Here is an 18,189-nt window from a genome sequence, read left to right on the forward strand (position 1 = left end):
CCTGTGGGAGCGGGCTTGCTCGCGAAGGCGTAGTGTCAGTCGATTCCTATGTCACAGACATACCGCTTTCGCGAGCAAGCCCGCTCCCACAGGGGGGATTTGTGTGGGCTGGACTATCCGCGCAACAGCCCCTGCTCCGCTTCGCACAACCCCACCACATAGTCCCAGACTACCCGCAGCCTCACCGATTTGTGCAGCTCGCGCCGGGTACTGATCCAGTAACTGCGCTCGATGCTGTCATCCGGCAGCAACGCCACCAGATCCGGATCCGACGCCGCCATGTAGCTAGGCAACACCGCAATGCCCAATCCCGAGCGCGCCGCTTCCTGCTGGGCGATGACGCTGGTGCTATGGAACACCACGCGCGGGCTGCGGCAGAAGCTGTTGAGGAACATCAGTTCCTGACTGAACAGCAGATCATCGACATAACCGATCCACGCATGCCGCGCGAGGTCTTCGCGGCTGCGCAACGGCGACGCGTTGTCGAGGTAGCGTTGGCTGGCATAGAGCGCCAACCGATAGTCGGTGAGCTTGCGCGTGACCAGCATGTCTGCCGCCGGGCGCTCCAGATGAATGCTGATTTCCGCCTCGCGGTTGAGGATGCTGACGAAGCGCGGCACGGCGACCAGTTCCACCTCCAGCCCCGGATAGCGTTCGAACAGGCCGATCATGCGGCTGGCGAGAAACTTGATGCCCAGCCCCTCAGTGACGCCGACGCGGATCTTGCCCAGCGGCGCGGTGGACTGGGTGATTTCTTCCTGAGCCAGCAGCGCAACGTTTTCCATGGCTTCGGCGTGCTTGAGCAGCGCCTCGCCTGCCGGGGTCATTTCGTAGCCTTGGGCGTGCTGAACGAACAGCGCGGTGCCGAGGCTCCTTTCGATGGCCTCGATATGACGGGCCACGGTGGCGTGAGTGGTGTTCAGACGCCGGGCAGCGGTGAGCAGGCGGCCGCTGCGTTGCAACTCCAGAAAGAACCGCAGGTCGTTCCAGTCGAACATGGGGTGTCCTTGTCAGCTATGGTCAATCCAGGCTGTTTGAAAACGCACAGCGGCTGCGCAAAAACTAACATTCTTTTGACGAAAGCTAACAACTAGAGTGTCCGACAATAAAAACAAAAAGCGAGGTCAGGGAATGCAGACTTCCCTTGAAGAATACGACTACATCGTGGTCGGCGCCGGACCTGCCGGGTGCTTGCTGGCCAATCGACTGTCGGCGGATAAACAGCAGCGGGTGTTGCTGCTCGAAGCCGGCGGACGCGACAACTATGCGTGGATTCACATCCCCGTGGGTTACCTGTTCTGCATCGGCAACCCGCGCACCGACTGGTGCTTCAAGACCGAAGCGCAACCCGGCCTGCAAGGTCGCAGCCTGAGCTACCCACGCGGCAAAGTGCTCGGTGGCTGCTCCTCGATCAACGGCATGATCTACATGCGTGGCCAGGCCGGCGACTATGACGGCTGGGCGGCCGAGGGCAATCCCGGCTGGGCCTGGAACGATGTGCTACCGCTGTTCAAACACAGCGAAAACCACTTCGCCGGCGCCGCTGAATTTCACGGCGCCAAGGGTGAATGGCGGGTCGAGCAACAGCGCCTGTCGTGGCCGATTCTCGACGCGTTTCGCAGCGCCGCCGAGCAGAGCGGCATCGCCAGCATCGACGACTTCAATCAGGGCGACAACGAGGGTTGCGGCTACTTTCAGGTCAACCAGAAGGCCGGGGTGCGCTGGAACGCGGCCAAGGCTTTTCTCAAACCGATTCGCGAGCGGGTAAATCTGACGGTGCTGACCGGGGTTGAGGTTGATCGCGTGCTATTGGAAAACGGGCGGGCATCGAAGGTCAGCGCACGTCACGAAGGGCACACGAAAAGCTTCAAGGCACGCAAGGAGATCATCCTCTGCGCTGGCTCCGTCGGGTCACCAAGCATTCTGCAGCGCTCCGGAATCGGCCCGCGTCCGCTGCTCGAGCGCCTCGGCATTGGCGTGACTCATGAGCTGCCGGGAGTCGGCGGCAATCTGCAGGATCACCTGCAACTGCGCCTGATCTACAAACTGCAAAACGCCCGCACCCTGAATCAGATCGCCGGCAGCGTGTGGGGCAAGATGGGCATGGGCCTGCGTTATCTGTATGACCGCAGCGGGCCGCTGTCGATGGCGCCGAGTCAGTTGGGCGCGTTTGCCCGCTCAGGGCCAGAGCAGACTTCTGCCAACCTTGAATACCACGTGCAGCCGCTGTCGCTGGAGCGTTTTGGCGAGCCGCTGCACAGCTTTCCGGCGTTCACCGCGTCGGTGTGTGATTTGCGTCCGCAGAGCCGTGGCCGCATCGACATCCGTTCGGCGGATCCGCAAGAGGCGCCGCTGATTCAACCGAATTACCTCAGCCATCCTGAAGACCTGCGCGTGGCCGCCGATGCGATCCGCCTGACCCGGCGCATCGTCAGCACCCCGGCCCTGCAAGCGTTCAAACCGGTGGAATATCTGCCCGGCGACAGCCTGCAAAGCGAGGAACAACTGCACGAAGCCGCAGCGCGCATTGGTACGACGATTTTCCATCCGGTCGGCACCTGCCGCATGGGCAATGACGCTGAAGCGGTGGTCGATGCGCAACTGCGCGTGCATGGCGTGCCCGGCCTGCGCGTCGCCGACGCCTCGATCATGCCGCGCATCACCTCGGGCAACACCTGTTCGCCTACGCTGATGATTGCCGAGAAGGCGGCACAGCTGATCCTTTCAGGACCTGTTCACAGCCCCAGTGTGGGAGCGGGCTTGCTCGCGAAGGCGGAGTGTCATTCACCCATGACTTGACTGACACGGCCCCTTCGGGAGCAAGCCCCCTCCCACAGGAATCAACAGCAGATTCAAGGCATCGCGCTGCATCCGGACACGCAACACCAGTGGAACAACAAAAACAATCACTGTGAGGGATTTCGATATGTCAGAACACGCTCAGCCGCTGGACGCCGCGAGCGGCGCCAGCACCAGCAATGCCACGCAGAAAGTCATCTTCGCCTCGTCTCTGGGGACGGTGTTCGAGTGGTATGACTTTTTCCTCTACGGCGCCCTCGCGGCGGTAATCAGCAAGCAGTTTTTCGCCGGGGTCAACGACACCACGGCGTTCATCTTCGCGCTGATGGCCTTCGCCGCCGGGTTTATTGTGCGGCCGTTTGGGGCGCTGGTGTTCGGTCGGTTGGGGGACATGATCGGGCGCAAATACACCTTCCTCGCCACCATCATCCTGATGGGTATCGCCACGTTCTGCGTCGGCCTGTTGCCGACCTACGCCAGCATCGGCATTGCCGCACCGATCATTCTGGTGGTGCTGCGCATGCTTCAGGGTCTGGCCCTGGGTGGTGAATACGGCGGTGCGGCGACCTATGTGGCGGAACACGCGCCAATCGGCAAACGCGGCTTCCACACCAGCTGGATTCAATCCACTGCAACCCTCGGCCTGCTGCTGTCGCTGCTGGTGGTGCTCGGTTGTCGCTATTTCACTGGCGATCAGTTTGAAGTCTGGGGCTGGCGTATTCCGTTCCTGCTGTCGATCGTGCTGTTGGGCATTTCCACCTGGATTCGCCTGAGCCTGCACGAGTCGCCGGCGTATCTGAAAATGAAAGAGGAAGGCAAGGCATCGAAAGCACCGATCCGCGAATCCTTCGGCAAATGGGAAAACCTCAAAGTGGTGCTGATCGCGCTGTTCAGCATCAACGCCGGGCAAGCGGTGACCTTCTACGCCGCGCAGTTCTACGTGCTGTTCTTCCTCACCCAGTTCCTGAAAATGGACCCGGCGGTGGCCAACACTCTGCTGATCATCAGCGTGGTGATCGGTGCGCCGTTCTTCATCATTTTCGGCTGGCTGTCGGACAAGGTCGGGCGCAAACCGGTGCTGATGCTCGGCCTGCTGCTGGCGACGGCGCTGTACTTTCCGATCTTCAAATCCCTGGCGCACTATGCCAACCCGGCAATCGATCAAGCCAGCCGTCAGGCACCGATCACCGTGCTGGCCGATCCGGCCACCTGCACCTTCCAGTTCGACCCGGTGGGCAAGGCCAAATTCGACAGCCCGTGCGACAAGGTCAAGACCTTCCTGGTCAAGCAAGGCCTGCCCTACTCCAGCGCCGCCGCCCCGGCCGGCAGTGGCGTGCAGGTCAGCGTCGGTGACGTGAAGATCGACGGCTACGACGAATCCGCCCTGCGCGGCGCCGTCACCCTCGCCGGCTACCCGCAACAGGCCGACCTGCAGCAAATCAACAAACCGATGATCGTGGCGCTGATCGTCGCGCTGATCATCATCTCGGCCATGTGCTACGGCCCGCTGGCGGCGCTGATGGTGGAACTGTTCCCGACGCGCATCCGCTACACCTCGATGTCCCTGCCGTATCACATCGGCAACGGCTGGTTTGGTGGATTCCTGCCCACCGTGTCATTCGCGCTGGTGGTGTACACCGGGGATATTTTCTATGGGCTGTGGTACCCGGTGCTGATCACCGGGGTCAGCCTGGTGGTGGGGATGATCTGTTTGCGTGAGACCAAGAATATCGATCTGGACAAGAACTGAATCTGAACCTGCACACATGATCCTTTGGTGAAAAAAACCTGTGGCGAGGGGATTTATCCCCGATGGGGTGCGTAGCGCCCCCCGTGAAAAATGGGACTACTACTTAGTCCATCGGGGATAAATCCCCTCGCCACAATTAAATCTTTTCATCCAGGAACTAATCGTCAGCCTTGATCACTTCAAACTTCACCTGATCGGGATAAAACGCCACATAGTTCTTGATCTGCTCCACTGAGACTTTCGGTTTCTCGTACGTCCACACCGCGTTCGCCCCCTCATGCCCCGGCACTTGCAGGCTGAAGTAATTGGCATCGCCCTTGTATGGGCAATAACTGGTGTGGTCGGTGCGGGCGAAGTATTTCTCGTCGATGTCCTCGCGGGGCACGTAGTACACCGGCGGGTAGTTGGCCTCATGGAGAACCAGCACATGAGAGGACGCCGCGACCTGGATGCCGTGGAATTTCACCAGCAGGCAACCGGAGAGTTCTTCGAGGGTGATGACGGGGTTGAGGCCGGTGGTGCTCATGGGGGTTACTCCTGAATACGGCGCAGAGACCGGTTCAGGTATAGCCCATTGGTTCAGGCCGGGGTGATTTTGCAGCCGAACGGCCAAGGCCCCTCACCCCAGCCCTCTCCCGGAGGGAGAAGGAGCCTGCCGAGGTATCTTTCGTTCTACACCGACCTGAAAGTGCTTATCGATTTTGGATTCAGCGAAGTGCTATCAGGTCGATGCATATTTTCAGCATCCCCCGATCGGTCCCCTCTCCCACCGGGAGAGGGTTAGGGTGAGGGCTGCTCTTCTGGCATCAAACCACGATATCAGTCGCCAGCGCCTGCCCCACCACACCAACGGCAAAGTCGATCTGCCCCTGCCCGGTCAGATCAACCAGCAGCGTGGTCTGACCGCTCTGCGCGTAGTAAGTCAGGATTGCATCGCCCGCATGGCCGGTGAAACCATTGACGAAGTTCAACGAGGCCGCGCCCGTGGCGAAACCGGCGATGCCCGAGATGTCGATCTTGTCCACGCCGCTTTTGAAATCCATGATCCAGTCCGGCTGGTTGTTGGTCGAGTCGCTGGCCGCACCGAACACGAAGGTGTCCGCACCCTCGCCGCCCCACAACACATCGGCGCCGCCACCGCCGTAAAGGATGTCGTTGCCGGCTCCGCCGAACAGATGGTTGACGGCCGAGTTACCGATCAGCAGGTCATTGCCCGAACCGCCAACCGCATTTTCCACGGTTACGCCATAGGCAATCGACACGTTGCCGACCAGACCGCCAACGTCGGAGAACGAACCTTCATTGAGGTTGATCTTCTGGTTCTGGGTAAAGCCGGAGAAGTTCAGCGTGTCATTGCCGCCACCGTCCCACACCGAGAACACCAGCTTCGACGCTGCTGACGTGGCGCTGTAGAAATCACGCCCGGCGTTGGAGCCGAAACCGTAGGTGGTGTCATCGGCGCGGGTTGCATAGTTGGCGCCGTAGAGTTTCTGCACCGCCACGATATCGTCCAGCAACGGCGCGGAGGCGTAGGCGCCGCTGCCATCCTTGCTGAAGTTCTGGTCGGTGTTGGCTTCGCTCCAGTAGCTCATCAGGCTGTAGCCACGGGTGTCTTCGGCGTACTTGGCGTCGTTGTAGGTCGGGTTGCCATTGCCGGCGTTGTAGGCGCCCGGGTGCGACAGGCCGAGGGTGTGGCCGATTTCGTGAGTCAGGGTCTGACGCCCGTAGTTGTTGGTGTCCGGGGTCTTGTTGACCTGATACTGGTTGTTGATCAGGTACCACGACTGGCCATCGTAGCTACCGCCGCTCGGCAGGTAGGCGAACGCCGCGCCGCCGGTGCTGACATCGTAGTTGCCGAAGGTCATGTGACCGTCGCCGCCCGTGCCTTCAGCGAAGGTCACCTTGGCCACATCGGCCCACGATTGCATCGCCAGTATGGCCTGGGCCTTTTGCTGCGCGCTGAACTGGCTGAAGTTGCCGAGGTTCGGGTTGTAGTTCGCCGGTTTCTCGGTGAGGAAGGTGTAAGTGAGAGAGATTTTGCCGTCGCCGTTCTTGTCGTGCCACGACAGGTTTTTGCGCAGGATTTCGTCGGCTGCCTGGTCGGCGGTAAACGACGGTTTGCCGTTCACCAGGCCGACGCCACGGTCGTACAGGTGGCTGAAGGCATTCACTTCGTCATAGGCGCTGCTGGTTTTCGCTTTGGCTTGAGCCATGGTGGGACTTCCTTGTTTCAGAGTGGTCAGTGCGTTCGGACCGTGGCGATCTTCTGGCGAGATCGTCCTGTCACTCGCGTTTCTTGAAGGCCCGACGAACCTGCCATGCCCGGCAAGAACGGTGCCATTCGATTTCTCGATAGTCGCCCGAGCCGTCCCGGTAATACCGGTCATTCCCGGCAACGTTTTTATCTGTATATCCATACAGATAAAAGTTGCCCCGGGCGCGAACTCCGGCCATTCTGTGCACCTCCAGTGAACTGATTGACGACGGTGGTTATGCGGCTGTACCTCTGTGAAAAACCTTCCCAGGCCAAAGACATTGCGGCTGTGCTCGGTGCAAAGCGCCGGGGCGACGGCTGTTGGCTGGGAACGGACGTCACGGTGACCTGGTGCATCGGCCACCTGCTGGAAACCGCGCCTCCGGATGCCTATGACGCGCGCTACAAGCGCTGGGTGCTGGCGGATCTGCCGATCATTCCGGACAAGTGGAAAATGACCGTCAAGCCGCGTACCGCCAGCCAGTACAAGGCGGTCAAGCGCCTGCTCGGCGAGGCCAGCGAACTGATCATCGCCACCGACGCCGACCGTGAGGGCGAGATGATTGCCCGGGAACTGGTCGAGCACTGCCGCTATCGCGGGCCGATCCGTCGCCTGTGGCTGTCGGCGCTGGATGAAGCGTCGATCCGCAAGGCCCTGGCCGCACTGAAGCCGGGAGCGGAAACCTTCAGCCTGTATCACTCGGCCCTGGGGCGCTCCCGCGCGGACTGGCTGATTGGTATGAACATGAGTCGCCTGTTCACGTTATTGGGCCGTCAGTCCGGCTATCAGGGCGTGCTGCCCGTCGGCCGGGTGCAGACGCCGACACTACGGCTGGTGGTGGATCGCGACCGCAGCATCGCCGATTTCGTGCCGGTGCCGTACTGGGCGATCGATGTGCAACTGCTGCACGACGGCACGCCGTTCACTGCGCAATGGCGTGCGCCCTCCGACGTTTGCGACGATCAGGATCGCTGCCTGAATCAGGCGTTGGCGCAGCAAGCGGCGGCTGCGATCAGCAATGCGGCCAGCGCACGGGTGGTGAAATTGCGTACCGAGCGCATGCGTGAAGTGGCACCGTTGCCATTCGATCTGGGCACCCTGCAGGAAGTCTGCTCAAAGAAACTTGGTCTCGGCGCCCAGGAAACCCTCGACATCGCCCAGGCGCTGTACGAAACCTACAAGGTCATCACCTACCCGCGCAGTGATTGCGGCTTCCTGCCGCTGAGCCAGCACAGCGAGGCACCGGGGATACTCGCTGCACTGCGTCAGGCCGACTCAAGCCTCGAGGCGCTGAACGGTCACCTCGACCCGCAACGCCGCTCACGGGCGTGGAACGACGCCAAGGTCAGCGCCCACCACGGCATCATCCCCACCGCGGCGGCGAAAAATCTCGAGCGTTTGAGCGGTAAGCACCGGGCGGTCTATACCCTGATTCGCGCGCGCTATCTGGCGCAATTTCTGCCCACCCACGAATACGATCGCACCCAGGCCGATTTCGATTGCGCCGGTGAAGCATTGCGCGCCGTCGGCAAGCAGATCATCGAACCGGGCTGGAAACGCGCCTTGCCCGAAGCCCTCGCCCCGGCCAAGGGTCGTGAAGCGCCAGCACCGCAAACCCTCCCGGCGCTGAGTCAGGGTATCGATTGCGCCGTGGCCGGCGTGAACCTCAAGGATCTCTGGACTCAGCCGCCCAAACCCTACACCGAGGGTGATCTGATCAAGGCGATGAAGAACGTCGCCAAACTGGTGGAAGATCCGCTGCTCAAACAGAAACTCAAGGACACCACCGGCATCGGCACCGAAGCCACTCGCGCCTCGATCATTCAGGGCCTGCTGGATCGCGGTTATCTGGTGAAAAACGGCAAGGCGCTGGCCGCAACGCCTGCTGCCTTCAGCCTGATCGACGCCGTGCCCCGGGCGATTGCCGACCCCGGCACCACCGCCATCTGGGAACAGGCGCTGGACATGGTGCAGAGCGGCGAGATGAGTCTGGAAGAGTTCGTCACCAAACAGGCGGCGTGGATGAGCAAGCAGGTCAGCCGCTGTTCGGCGCTAAGCCTGACCATCAGCGGCCCGCCACCGGCCGGCAAGGCTGCGGCGCCGTGGAAGAAGAAACGCAAATCGACGCGCAGTAAAACTTCTGGCACCACACAACGCAAAACAAAATAGGCTTTTGTGGCGAGGGAGCTTGCTCCCGCTCGGCTGCGCAGCAGTCGCAATCCTGCAACCCCGATTCCCTTGAGCAACCGAGATAGCAGGCCTTGGGGTTGCTTCGCAACCCAGCGGGAGCAAGCTCCCTCGCCACAGCGTGTTGAGTCGACAATACTGAAGTCGCAATCTTCAGGAGTTCCCCCCAATGCCCACCATCGAACTGCTAGCCGCCCACCGCGACGAACTGCAAACCATCGAAAACCTCATGCAGTTCTACATGTACGACTTCAGCCAATGGCTACCACTGAAACTCGGCGAACACGGCTTCTTCAGCATTCAGCAGAAGGACGATTACTGGCGCAATCCAGCCACCCAACCGTTCCTGATCCGCGTCGACGGTGAACTGGCCGGTTTCGTGACCGTGGATGATGAAAGCCACATCGACGGCGCCGAACACAACATCGGCTATTTCTTTCTCACTCGACGCTTTCGTGGCCAAGGCGTCGCGCAGTTTGTCGTCTCTGCCCTCTTGAGCCGTCTGCCGGGTCGATGGCAGATTTTCCATATCGACGCCAACCTGCCTGCACAGCGCTTCTGGGCCGGGCTGATCCCGCAATTGAGCGGTGGCGAGTTCACCCGTCAGCAGCACTCGGTAGACGGTTACCCCTGCACCTTCTACGTCCTGAACGTCCCCGCTTCCGTTGCCTGAACGAAACTTTTCTCATTCCAAAACAGCTTTGTCCGACAATATGTAGTGAGCAAAAATAATCACTACAAAACCGTTGACGGCACCGTTTTGCTTTTGCATGATGAAGACGTTCCCCGATCGGGAACATCAGTAACACGCTTGAGCAAACTCGTCTGACCGCCGAGTTGTTTTTTCCGGATACACGCTGCCCACAAGGCAGATTGAAGAAGCTGACCTGGCCTGAACGTCCAGTACAAGGACGAGAAGCGCTGGCGAAAATTCTCAAGACGCTTGTGGCCGACCCTGAAAACGTCGTCAAGGAGCCTCCCGGTTTTCGCTGCTTCTCCTCGTTGTGACGCTATTGCGTAGCAGTTATTCAACACGACTACATGCAACAGATGCATGACCCCGTACTTCTCACGGGCGACCGCTGACGTCCTGGTTTCGGTGCCAGGGATCAACTAACCGATGGGCTACCTGTATTAGCGAATCAACTTTGAAAGATCACCAGACTGGTCAAGGGGCAAACATCATGAATCTGAACAATCAACCTACTATCGAAGAACTGGCTCGTATGTTCGCTGCGCAAAAAGACAGCCACGACAGCCACATTCTCTGGATCAGCAAGTCGGGTCAGGTGCATATCGACTGCCTGTCGCCCCACGCTGGTGAAGAAGAATTCGACCGCAGCAACCAGAACCTGCTGGCCCGCCTGAAGATGTACCGCCGCGGCCACGGTTATGTCGGCAAAAAAGCTGCGGCCGACAAGGACTTCATCGGCAATGTGCTGCAGACGCTGAAACAGGCGTGGGATTCGATGCAGAACAAGAATGAAGTTCGGGTGATTGATCGGTTCTACTGAGTTACAACTTCAATAAATAAAAGGGCCTGCTTCCAAGAGAAGCAGGCCCTTTTTACATCTGCGAGTCACCATATAACCCTGTGGGAGCGGGCTTGCTCGCGAATGGGCCGTGTCAGTCACCATCATCTCAACTGAGACACCGCTTTCGCGAGCAAGCCCGCTCCCACAGGGGGGGGACTGTATCGTTGGTTAGATTTTCGTTTCCAATACCAGATTCATAAACGCCACCGCCGCCGCACTGTGGTAATTATTGCGCCGCCGCAACAACGCCGCCCCGCGCTGCGGCGCTTCGTTCTCGACCCGCAGCCGACGCAACGCCCGGTCTTCGGTGGCAATCGCCTCCGGCAACATCGTCGCCATTGGCGAATGGCGCACTACCTCGAGCAATGTGCTCACCGAGTTCACCTCGATCCGCACCTTAGGCGTAATCCCCTGCTGACGAAAATACTCATCAATCGATAACCGGGTAATGAAGTCTGACGCCAGCAAGGCGAAATCCAGTTGCGCAAGGTCACTCGCCGTCAGCACCGAAGTGCTCTCGTACAACAGATGCTCGCGGCCGATCATGATCCCCAGGGTTTCGGTAAACGCCGGAATGCACTCGATGTCCGGGTGGCGCACCGGGGTAAAGGCAATCGCGATGTCCAGCGAGTCATCCGCCAGCCCAACCTCGATGTCGTCCATCGACAGTTCGAAAATCTGCAAATGAATACCCGGATAGCGCGCCGCGAAATCGCGCACCAACGGCCCGACCAGATAGGCCATGAAGGTCGGGGTCATGGCCAGGCGCAAGCTGCCACGGGACAGATCCTTCACGTCATGCAACGCCCGCTTGCCCGCCTCCAGTTCCACCAGCACCCGCCGCGCGCATTCGATGTAGGCCTCACCGGCATCGGTGGGCTTGACCGTGCGCGAGGTGCGATCAAACAGGTTCACCCCGAGGCTTTCTTCCAGTTGGCGGATCTGTTGCGACAAGGTCGGCTGCGACACATGCAACGCCTCCGCCGCCCGGGTGAAGCCGCCGTGGTCGGCCACGGCCAGCAGATAACGCAAATGTCGCAACAACATGGGATCACCATCTATAGGCAGAGCTTATGCTAAGCATTGTATATCGGTCTTGGACGCTATGGATCAATCGGCAGAAGATTGCTCCCACACAGCAAGCCAACCCTGAAAGGAGTGACACCATGCAACAGTCCCACGCCTACAACGATGCCAGCCTGGCCCTGACCACCCGCATTCTCGACATCAAGGCACGCAAAGGCCTGTCGTGGCAGGATCTGGCCGACGACACCGGCCTGAGCCTGGCCTACGTCACCGCTGCCCTGCTCGGCCAGCACCCGCTGCCACAAACCGCCGCGCAAGTGGTTGGCGACAAACTTGAACTGGACGCCGACGCCGTTGCCGCCCTGCAGATCATCCCGCTGCGTGGCAGCCTCAGCGGCGTGCCGACCGACCCGACCATCTACCGCTTCCACGAGATGATCCAGATCTACGGCACCACCCTCAAAGCCCTGGTCCACGAGCAGTTCGGCGACGGCATCATCAGCGCCATCAACTTCAAGCTCGACATCAAGAAAGTCGAAGACCCGGAAGGCGGCTCCCGCGCCGTGGTCACCCTCGACGGCAAGTTCCTGCCCCTGCGTCCGTTCTGATCCGCCTGGCCCGCCCCGAGGGGCGGGCCACCCCAACACTTTCATTGCAACCGTTCCCCAATACGTCTGGAGGCTGCCCCATGCAAAAAATTCTGCTGGCCCTTGCCCTGCTTGCCGGCCTGTCCACTCAGGTTCATGCCGATGAAGATGCCGTGGCCTACCACTACGGCATGCACCTGGACATCGCCGAAGTCGTGAGCATTACCCCGGTTGCCGACGTCTGTGGCGTGGTGCCGGTGGAGATGACGTATCTGGACAGCAATGGCGACAAACACATTCTTCAATACAGCGAATTCGGCAACGGTTGCTCGAATTAAGAGGACTACACCATGAAAAGCCTGATCGACGGTTTCCTGAAGTTCCAGAACGAAGCCTTCCCGCAACGCACCGAACTGTTCAAACACCTGGCGACCACCCAGCAACCCGGAACCTTGTTCATCACCTGTTCCGACAGCCGCGTGGTGCCGGAACTGCTGACCCAGCAAGAACCCGGCGAGCTGTTCGTGATCCGTAACGCAGGCAATATCGTGCCGTCCTACAGCCCGCATCCGGGCGGGGTTTCGGCAACGGTGGAATACGCGGTGGCGGTGCTTGGGGTGACTGACATCGTGATCTGCGGCCACTCCGATTGCGGCGCGATGACCGCGATTGCCCAGTGCAAATGCATGGATCATCTGCCCGCCGTCAGCGGCTGGCTGCAACATGCCGAGTCGGCGAAAGTGGTGAACGAGGCGCGGCCGCACGCCAATGACGCGGCGAAATTGAGTTCGATGGTGCGGGAAAATGTGATCGCGCAACTGGCGAATATTCAGACCCACCCGAGCGTGCGCCTGGCCCAGGAGAAAGGCCTGCTGAATCTGCATGGCTGGGTGTATGACATCGAGACCGGCTCGATCGATGCGCTGGCGGCTGACCGCCGTACGTTTGTACCGCTGGCCGAGCAGCCAGCGACTTGTGCGGTGCAGGCAAACACCAGCGCAGCTGCCTGATACAAATCCGCTGAGGTGAAGAGAAACTTGTGGCGAGGGGATTTATCCCCGATGGACTGCGCAGCAGGCCCAATCTCTTGGGGCCGCTACGCGCCCCATCGGGGATAAATCCCCTCGCCACAGGACCGGTGTGGATCAACCAGGATGAGGCATTTTCAGCGTTTTACGCTGAGGTCGATCTGAGTCATACGACTCCGCACCGTAAACACCCCATCCCCCGAAAGAATCGCACTGCGCGCAAACAAGCGCCCGCTCTCCCAGTTCGAAAGACCCAGCTCCGGCTTGTTCAACGCGTACTGCCCATCGACCCAACGGGTAATCCCATTGCCCACAAACGGCGCGTTCACCGCGTTGTAAAAGCGTTCCTGGGAGACAGCATCCTCGCTGATCAGCGACACCGCGAACTGCGGGCTGTAGCGGTTGAACAACGTGATCGCCTGATCCAGATCGTCGACGATCATCAGGCTGACTTCCGGGGTTTCTTCCCACTCCCACTCGCGGCCCAGCTCTGATTCAGCCAGCGCTTCGGCCAGGGCTTCGGTCTGATAACCCTCGGCGCGATAGACCTCGACCGTCGCGTTCTGCCACTCGGCCGGCAGGCAATTCTCGCTGCCTGCGACGATGTGCAATTTGCAGCCCTGCCCGCGTGCATTGCCGGCCTGTTTCAGGGCATCGAGGAACAGCGGCACCAGTTCGGCAGCACGCTCGCGGTGAATCAGGCAGACGTTCAGGGTGTTGCAGACTTTGCGATCCAGCGAATTGCGTACCACGGCGGCAAAACGTGTGGCATCGGCATCACGGTCAGCAACCAACCAGGCGCCGCCGGTGCCATGCAGGCTGACCGCCGTGCCCGCCTGCTGGGCGATGCTGCCCAACTGGCTGACCGCACGCCCCGAACCCCGGGCCACCGCCAGCGACAGACGCCGGTCGGCAAACATCGCCCACCCGGCCGCGTGATTGACACTTTCCACCAGCGACACCGCACCCGCCGGCAAACCAGCATCGGCCAGCGCCGGGTTCAGCGCGTGAGTGACAATCGCTTGCGCGGTGCCCAACGCGTCGCTGCCAATGCGCAGCACTGCGGTGTTGCCAGTGCGCAGTACGCCGGCGGCATCGGCGAACACATTCGGTCGTCCTTCAAACACGAAGGCGACGATGCCCAGCGGCGACACCACTTGCTCGACCTTCCAGCCGTCGTGTTCGACGCAACTGATGACCTTGCCGCGCGTGGCCGGCGCATCACGCCAGGCGCGCAGACCGGCGATCATGTCGCGGCGCATGCGCTCGTCGGCGAGCAGTCGGGTGGTCGAGCGACCACGGGCCTTGGCGCGCTCGATGTCGGCCAGGTTCGCGGCTTCGATCAAGGTCCAGCATTCCGGGGTTTCCAGGCGTTGCGCGAACAGGTCGAAGAAGCGACTGATGGCTTCGTCGGACACTGCCGACAATGCAGTGAATGCCGCTTCAGCACGCTCGATTGCCACCGCAGCCGCTTGTTGATCGACCACCGGAATCAGCAACAGCTCGCCACTCACCTGCTCGACCAGCAGGTGGTCACCGGGCTGAAACCGCGCCGCCAGTTCGGGGCTGACCACGGTCACGCGGTTACCAGCGAAAGGGATCGGCGTGCCAGCGACTAGACGTTCGAGCGCAAGAGACATGAAGCGGATTCACCATATGAGGGGCGGCCGGAAAATGTAGCGGATTCTGCGCTGAAACACACCTTCTACAAACACCACCGAACCTGTGGGAGCGGGCTTGCTCGCGAAGGCGTCGGCACCATCAACATGGATATTGAATGTGCTGGCCTCTTCGCGAGCAAGCCCGCTCCCACAGGTTTCGTGGTGTTTGGAAGATCAGGTCAGAACACCGACCAGCCAATCCGCGAACTGAGCATCTCCAGCGCCGCCATCCCCGCCAGCGAGTTGCCGGCGGCGTTGAGTTCCGGCGACCACACGCACACCGTGAACTGCCCGGGCACCACCGCGACGATCCCGCCGCCGACCCCGCTCTTGCCCGGCAGACCGACGCGGTAGGCGAAGTTGCCGGCCTCGTCATACAGGCCGCTGGTGGCCATGATCGAGTTGACCTGCTGGGTCTGGCGCCGGGTCAGGATCTGTTCGCCGCTGTGCTTGCAGAAACCGTCGTTGGCGAGGAAGCAGAATGCGCGGGCCAGATCGATGCAGTTCATGCGCAACGCGCAGTGGCTGAAGTAGCTGCGCAGCACCGCTTCGACATCGTTGTGGAAGTTGCCGAACGATTGCATCAGGTAAGCCATGGCCGCATTGCGGGCGCGATGCTGGTATTCGGATTCGGCGACCTTGCCGTCGACGATCACCTGCGGATTGCCCGACAGGCGCCGCACGAAGTCACGCATCGACAAGGCCGGCGCGGCGAATCGCGACTGATTGATGTCGCAGATCACCAGCGCCCCGGCGTTGATGAACGGATTGCGCGGACGCCCGCGTTCGAACTCCAGTTGCACCAGCGAGTTGAACGGCTGGCCAGACGGCTCGTGCCCCAGGCGCTCCCAGATCGCCTCGCCGGAGTGCTCGATTGCCTGCACCAGGCTGAACACCTTGGAAATACTCTGCACCGAGAACGGCGTCTCGGCGTCGCCGGCGCAATACATTTCGCCGTCGTTGCCATACACCGCAATGCCCAGCTGATTGGCCGGCACGGTGCCGAGGGCGGGAATGTAGTCAGCCACCTTGCCCTGCCCGATCAAGGGCCGAACAGCGTCAAGAATCTCGTTCAACAGCGCTTGCATGCCGGGTTCCGAAGTCTCGCCCCATGGGATTGCGGGGACACTGGGGCTAGACGCTGCGCAACTGCCACGAATCACACTGGCTATCACAGGGGACTGTGGTAGATGAAAGATTCAGGGCTGGCCACGATCAAGTGTGGGAGTGAGCTTGCTCACGAAGGGGTCGGCACAGTCAGCATTGATGTTGGCTGACCTGACGCTTTCGCGAGCAAGCTCGCTCCCACTGGGGCTGTGGTGGATGAAGGATTCAGGGCTGGCCACGATCAAGTGTGGGAGTGGGCTTGCTCACGCAGGGGTCGGCACAGTCAGCATTGATGTTGGCTGACCTGACGCTTTCGCGAGCAAGCTCGCTCCCACTGGGGCTGTGGTGGATGAAGGATTCAGGGCTGGCCACGATCAAGTGTGGGAGTGAGCTTGCTCACGAAGGGGCCGGTACAGTCAGCATTGATGTTGACTGAACTGACGCTTTCGCGAGCAAGCCCGCTCCCCCAGGGGGGCTGCTGCAAATCCGGAACTCAGTGGGCGCCGTCGAGACCGGCGAGCAGCGCACTGTCGCGGCTGTAGATATCCGGCGCATAACGTACCTGCCCATCCTTGCCGACCTGTGCCGTCCAGTAAGTCATCAGGATCGGTACCGGTGCCGACAGGCGGAATTCGTGGGTGCTGCCGGTGGCGAGCAAGGTGTCGGTGCGCGCGCGTTCCGCCGGGGTCAGCAGCAGGTCACGCAGTTGCATCGGGTGCTCGACCCGCACACAGCCGGAGCTGAATGCGCGCGGCCCCTTGTCAAACAGCGCCTTGCTCGGCGTGTCGTGCAGGTACACCGCGAACGGGTTGGGGAAGCGGATCACCAGTTGCCCCAGCGGATTTCGCGGCCCGGCGTCCTGGCGCAGCATGATGTTGCCGGGATTGTCCCAGTCGATATCCGCTGCGGCCAACGGCTGACCATGGGCGTCGAGCACTTGCAGGTTCTGGCGGCTGAGAAAGGTCTGATCCTTGCGGATCGCCGGCAGTTTGTCTTCCTTCCAGATGGTCGGCGGCACGGTCCACGTCGGGTTCAGGGTCAGACGGGTGACCCGGGATTTCAGCAGCGGGGTCTGCCGTTCGGCACGCCCGACCTGGGTGCGGGTCTGCCAGACTGGCACTCCCCCCTCATACAGCGTCAGCTCGGCGGCAGCGACGTTGACCAGCAAGCCGTTGGGCTCCATGTCCTGGGCCAGCCAGCGAAAGCGTTCGAGGTTGACCCGCAATTGTTCACGGCGCGTCAGCGGAGTGATGTTGAGTTCGGCAATCGTCCCCGGCCCGACCACGCCGTCAGCCTGCAGCGAATGGTTGGCCTGGAAGCTCTTCACCGCCTCTACCAGCACACCGTCATAGGCATTGCCGGGCGTACCGATGGCGTGGGTCAGATAGCCTTCGCTGTACAACCGTCGGGCCAGTTCCGGAACGCGCTTGTCTTCCATCGCCGGACGCAACAACGGGCCGTTGCCCACCGACTGCCAGTGCGGCAAGGCTTGCAGCCGTTGACTGGCGTAGAGATGGCGCAGGCTTTGGTATTGCGCCAGATGCGGACGGGCCAGATCGAAAGCGGCCTTGATGTCATGCAGCCCGGGTACGGCGATGGCGAGTAATTCGGCCTGCCGATCACGCGGGGCCTCATCGGCATGCCACAGCGGCTCGAAATGTGACTGCAGCAGACGACCGTAATGCAGGTCCTGCAGTGCTTGCAGGTAAGAACGACTGATGTCGATATCGGCACACAATTCGCCATCCTGCGGCGGGTTGGCCGCTACCGGATAGCGCTTTGGATCGAGCCCATCATCGGCCAACAGCTGCAACTGCGCGCGCAAGATCGGCAAACGCCCTGTCTCGCTGGCCCACACCGGCAGCCAGTCCTGCTGCTGGTAGAACGCTTGCAGTTGCGACAGCGCCGGGCCGTTCAGATGCGCGGCAATCGCCGGGCACGCCTGCGGCAAACCGATCAGCACCGCTTGCAGCGGACTCTGCGGCTCAACCGGCATTGGCGCCGGTGGCGTCGGCAGGGTCTGCAACGGCGGCAGCGGCTCCTCGGCACAAGCGACAAACGGCGCAGCGAGCAAACAAATGCTCAAGTAGCATGCGTACTTTTTGAACAACTGCTTTACTCCAATCCGTGGCCGCCTCAATGACGGTCAACCTTACATCAGGTGCGCTGAACAGTCAGGCCCGAATCAGGGGTCTGTGGGTATGACTGGGAGTCAGGAGCCAAAGTGCCAAATAAGTAGCAAGTGAGGACACTT

15 protein-coding genes are annotated in these 18,189 nt (G+C 61.0%); 8 read left to right on the forward strand and 7 right to left on the reverse strand.

Annotated features, from left to right (window positions below; genetic code table 11):
- Positions 1-113: 113 nt before the first annotated feature.
- Positions 114-998 carry a LysR family transcriptional regulator gene (locus V9L13_RS09760; protein ID WP_338802369.1) on the reverse strand — a complete coding sequence of 295 codons (885 nt, stop codon included), beginning with the start codon at positions 996-998 and terminating at the stop codon, positions 114-116.
- A 133-nt stretch (positions 999-1,131) separates the two neighbouring features.
- Between V9L13_RS09760 and V9L13_RS09765 the strand changes: the two genes are divergently transcribed.
- Both V9L13_RS09765 and V9L13_RS09770 read left to right on the forward strand, forming a co-directional pair.
- Positions 1,132-2,799, forward strand: coding sequence for a GMC family oxidoreductase N-terminal domain-containing protein (locus V9L13_RS09765; protein ID WP_338802370.1), 1,668 nt, complete (start codon positions 1,132-1,134; stop codon positions 2,797-2,799).
- 127 nt (positions 2,800-2,926) lie between these two features.
- Positions 2,927-4,549: an MFS transporter gene (locus V9L13_RS09770; RefSeq protein ID WP_003226027.1), complete on the forward strand. Its 1,623-nt coding sequence runs from the start codon at positions 2,927-2,929 to the stop codon at positions 4,547-4,549.
- A gap of 157 nt (positions 4,550-4,706) precedes the next feature.
- On the opposite strand, the gene V9L13_RS09775 is transcribed toward V9L13_RS09770, so the two are convergent.
- Positions 4,707-5,075: a DUF427 domain-containing protein gene (locus V9L13_RS09775; protein ID WP_338802371.1), complete on the reverse strand. Its 369-nt coding sequence runs from the start codon at positions 5,073-5,075 to the stop codon at positions 4,707-4,709.
- Positions 5,076-5,355: 280 nt separating this feature from the next.
- A complete protein-coding gene (locus V9L13_RS09780; RefSeq protein ID WP_338802372.1) occupies positions 5,356-6,762 on the reverse strand; it encodes a serralysin family metalloprotease in 1,407 nt (468 codons plus the stop codon).
- A gap of 279 nt (positions 6,763-7,041) precedes the next feature.
- Between V9L13_RS09780 and V9L13_RS09785 the strand changes: the two genes are divergently transcribed.
- The 3 genes from V9L13_RS09785 to V9L13_RS09795 all read left to right on the forward strand — a co-directional run bounded on the left by V9L13_RS09785 (position 7,042) and on the right by V9L13_RS09795 (position 10,505).
- On the forward strand, positions 7,042-8,973 hold the full coding sequence (locus V9L13_RS09785; RefSeq protein ID WP_338802374.1) for a DNA topoisomerase III: 1,932 nt from the start codon (positions 7,042-7,044) through the stop codon (positions 8,971-8,973).
- A 187-nt stretch (positions 8,974-9,160) separates the two neighbouring features.
- Positions 9,161-9,664, forward strand: a complete 504-nt coding sequence (locus V9L13_RS09790) for a GNAT family N-acetyltransferase (protein WP_338802375.1) — start codon at positions 9,161-9,163, stop codon at positions 9,662-9,664.
- 511 nt (positions 9,665-10,175) lie between these two features.
- Positions 10,176-10,505: a hypothetical protein gene (locus V9L13_RS09795; RefSeq protein WP_007966852.1), complete on the forward strand. Its 330-nt coding sequence runs from the start codon at positions 10,176-10,178 to the stop codon at positions 10,503-10,505.
- A 189-nt stretch (positions 10,506-10,694) separates the two neighbouring features.
- Here V9L13_RS09795 and cynR read toward each other — a convergent pair whose 3' ends face one another.
- Positions 10,695-11,573 (reverse strand): transcriptional regulator CynR, encoded by an 879-nt coding sequence (cynR, locus tag V9L13_RS09800; protein WP_338802376.1) that lies wholly within the window; start codon positions 11,571-11,573, stop codon positions 10,695-10,697.
- A 119-nt stretch (positions 11,574-11,692) separates the two neighbouring features.
- Here cynR and cynS point away from each other — a divergent pair, with 119 nt between their 5' ends.
- From cynS to V9L13_RS09815, 3 genes are all read left to right on the forward strand, one after another.
- Positions 11,693-12,160, forward strand: a complete 468-nt coding sequence (gene cynS / locus V9L13_RS09805) for a cyanase (RefSeq protein WP_003226042.1) — start codon at positions 11,693-11,695, stop codon at positions 12,158-12,160.
- An 80-nt stretch (positions 12,161-12,240) separates the two neighbouring features.
- Complete coding sequence (locus V9L13_RS09810; RefSeq protein ID WP_103521585.1) at positions 12,241-12,477, forward strand: DUF2790 domain-containing protein; 237 nt, start codon at positions 12,241-12,243, stop codon at positions 12,475-12,477.
- 12 nt (positions 12,478-12,489) lie between these two features.
- On the forward strand, positions 12,490-13,149 hold the full coding sequence (locus V9L13_RS09815; protein WP_103486168.1) for a carbonic anhydrase: 660 nt from the start codon (positions 12,490-12,492) through the stop codon (positions 13,147-13,149).
- Between the two features lie 155 nt (positions 13,150-13,304).
- Here V9L13_RS09815 and V9L13_RS09820 read toward each other — a convergent pair whose 3' ends face one another.
- The 3 genes from V9L13_RS09820 to V9L13_RS09830 form a co-directional block, all read right to left on the reverse strand.
- Positions 13,305-14,807 (reverse strand): aldehyde dehydrogenase family protein, encoded by a 1,503-nt coding sequence (locus V9L13_RS09820; RefSeq protein ID WP_338802377.1) that lies wholly within the window; start codon positions 14,805-14,807, stop codon positions 13,305-13,307.
- A 200-nt stretch (positions 14,808-15,007) separates the two neighbouring features.
- Positions 15,008-15,916: a glutaminase B gene (gene glsB, locus V9L13_RS09825; protein WP_003226050.1), complete on the reverse strand. Its 909-nt coding sequence runs from the start codon at positions 15,914-15,916 to the stop codon at positions 15,008-15,010.
- Between the two features lie 512 nt (positions 15,917-16,428).
- Positions 16,429-18,045: a L,D-transpeptidase family protein gene (locus V9L13_RS09830; RefSeq protein WP_338802378.1), complete on the reverse strand. Its 1,617-nt coding sequence runs from the start codon at positions 18,043-18,045 to the stop codon at positions 16,429-16,431.
- Positions 18,046-18,189 lie beyond the last annotated feature (144 nt).

Origin of the sequence: Pseudomonas sp. RSB 5.4 (genome assembly GCF_037126175.1) — a bacterium.
Classification (GTDB): Bacteria; Pseudomonadota; Gammaproteobacteria; order Pseudomonadales; family Pseudomonadaceae; genus Aquipseudomonas; species Aquipseudomonas fluorescens_H.

Coding starts and splice junctions, on each gene's coding strand:
- V9L13_RS09760 (WP_338802369.1), bottom strand. CDS start 998: ATGTTCGACTGGAACGACCTGCGGTTCTTTCTGGAGTTGCAACGCAGC.
- V9L13_RS09765 (WP_338802370.1), top strand. CDS start 1,132: ATGCAGACTTCCCTTGAAGAATACGACTACATCGTGGTCGGCGCCGGA.
- V9L13_RS09770 (WP_003226027.1), top strand. CDS start 2,927: ATGTCAGAACACGCTCAGCCGCTGGACGCCGCGAGCGGCGCCAGCACC.
- V9L13_RS09775 (WP_338802371.1), bottom strand. CDS start 5,075: ATGAGCACCACCGGCCTCAACCCCGTCATCACCCTCGAAGAACTCTCC.
- V9L13_RS09780 (WP_338802372.1), bottom strand. CDS start 6,762: ATGGCTCAAGCCAAAGCGAAAACCAGCAGCGCCTATGACGAAGTGAAT.
- V9L13_RS09785 (WP_338802374.1), top strand. CDS start 7,042: ATGCGGCTGTACCTCTGTGAAAAACCTTCCCAGGCCAAAGACATTGCG.
- V9L13_RS09790 (WP_338802375.1), top strand. CDS start 9,161: ATGCCCACCATCGAACTGCTAGCCGCCCACCGCGACGAACTGCAAACC.
- V9L13_RS09795 (WP_007966852.1), top strand. CDS start 10,176: ATGAATCTGAACAATCAACCTACTATCGAAGAACTGGCTCGTATGTTC.
- cynR (WP_338802376.1), bottom strand. CDS start 11,573: ATGTTGTTGCGACATTTGCGTTATCTGCTGGCCGTGGCCGACCACGGC.
- cynS (WP_003226042.1), top strand. CDS start 11,693: ATGCAACAGTCCCACGCCTACAACGATGCCAGCCTGGCCCTGACCACC.
- V9L13_RS09810 (WP_103521585.1), top strand. CDS start 12,241: ATGCAAAAAATTCTGCTGGCCCTTGCCCTGCTTGCCGGCCTGTCCACT.
- V9L13_RS09815 (WP_103486168.1), top strand. CDS start 12,490: ATGAAAAGCCTGATCGACGGTTTCCTGAAGTTCCAGAACGAAGCCTTC.
- V9L13_RS09820 (WP_338802377.1), bottom strand. CDS start 14,807: ATGTCTCTTGCGCTCGAACGTCTAGTCGCTGGCACGCCGATCCCTTTC.
- glsB (WP_003226050.1), bottom strand. CDS start 15,916: ATGCAAGCGCTGTTGAACGAGATTCTTGACGCTGTTCGGCCCTTGATC.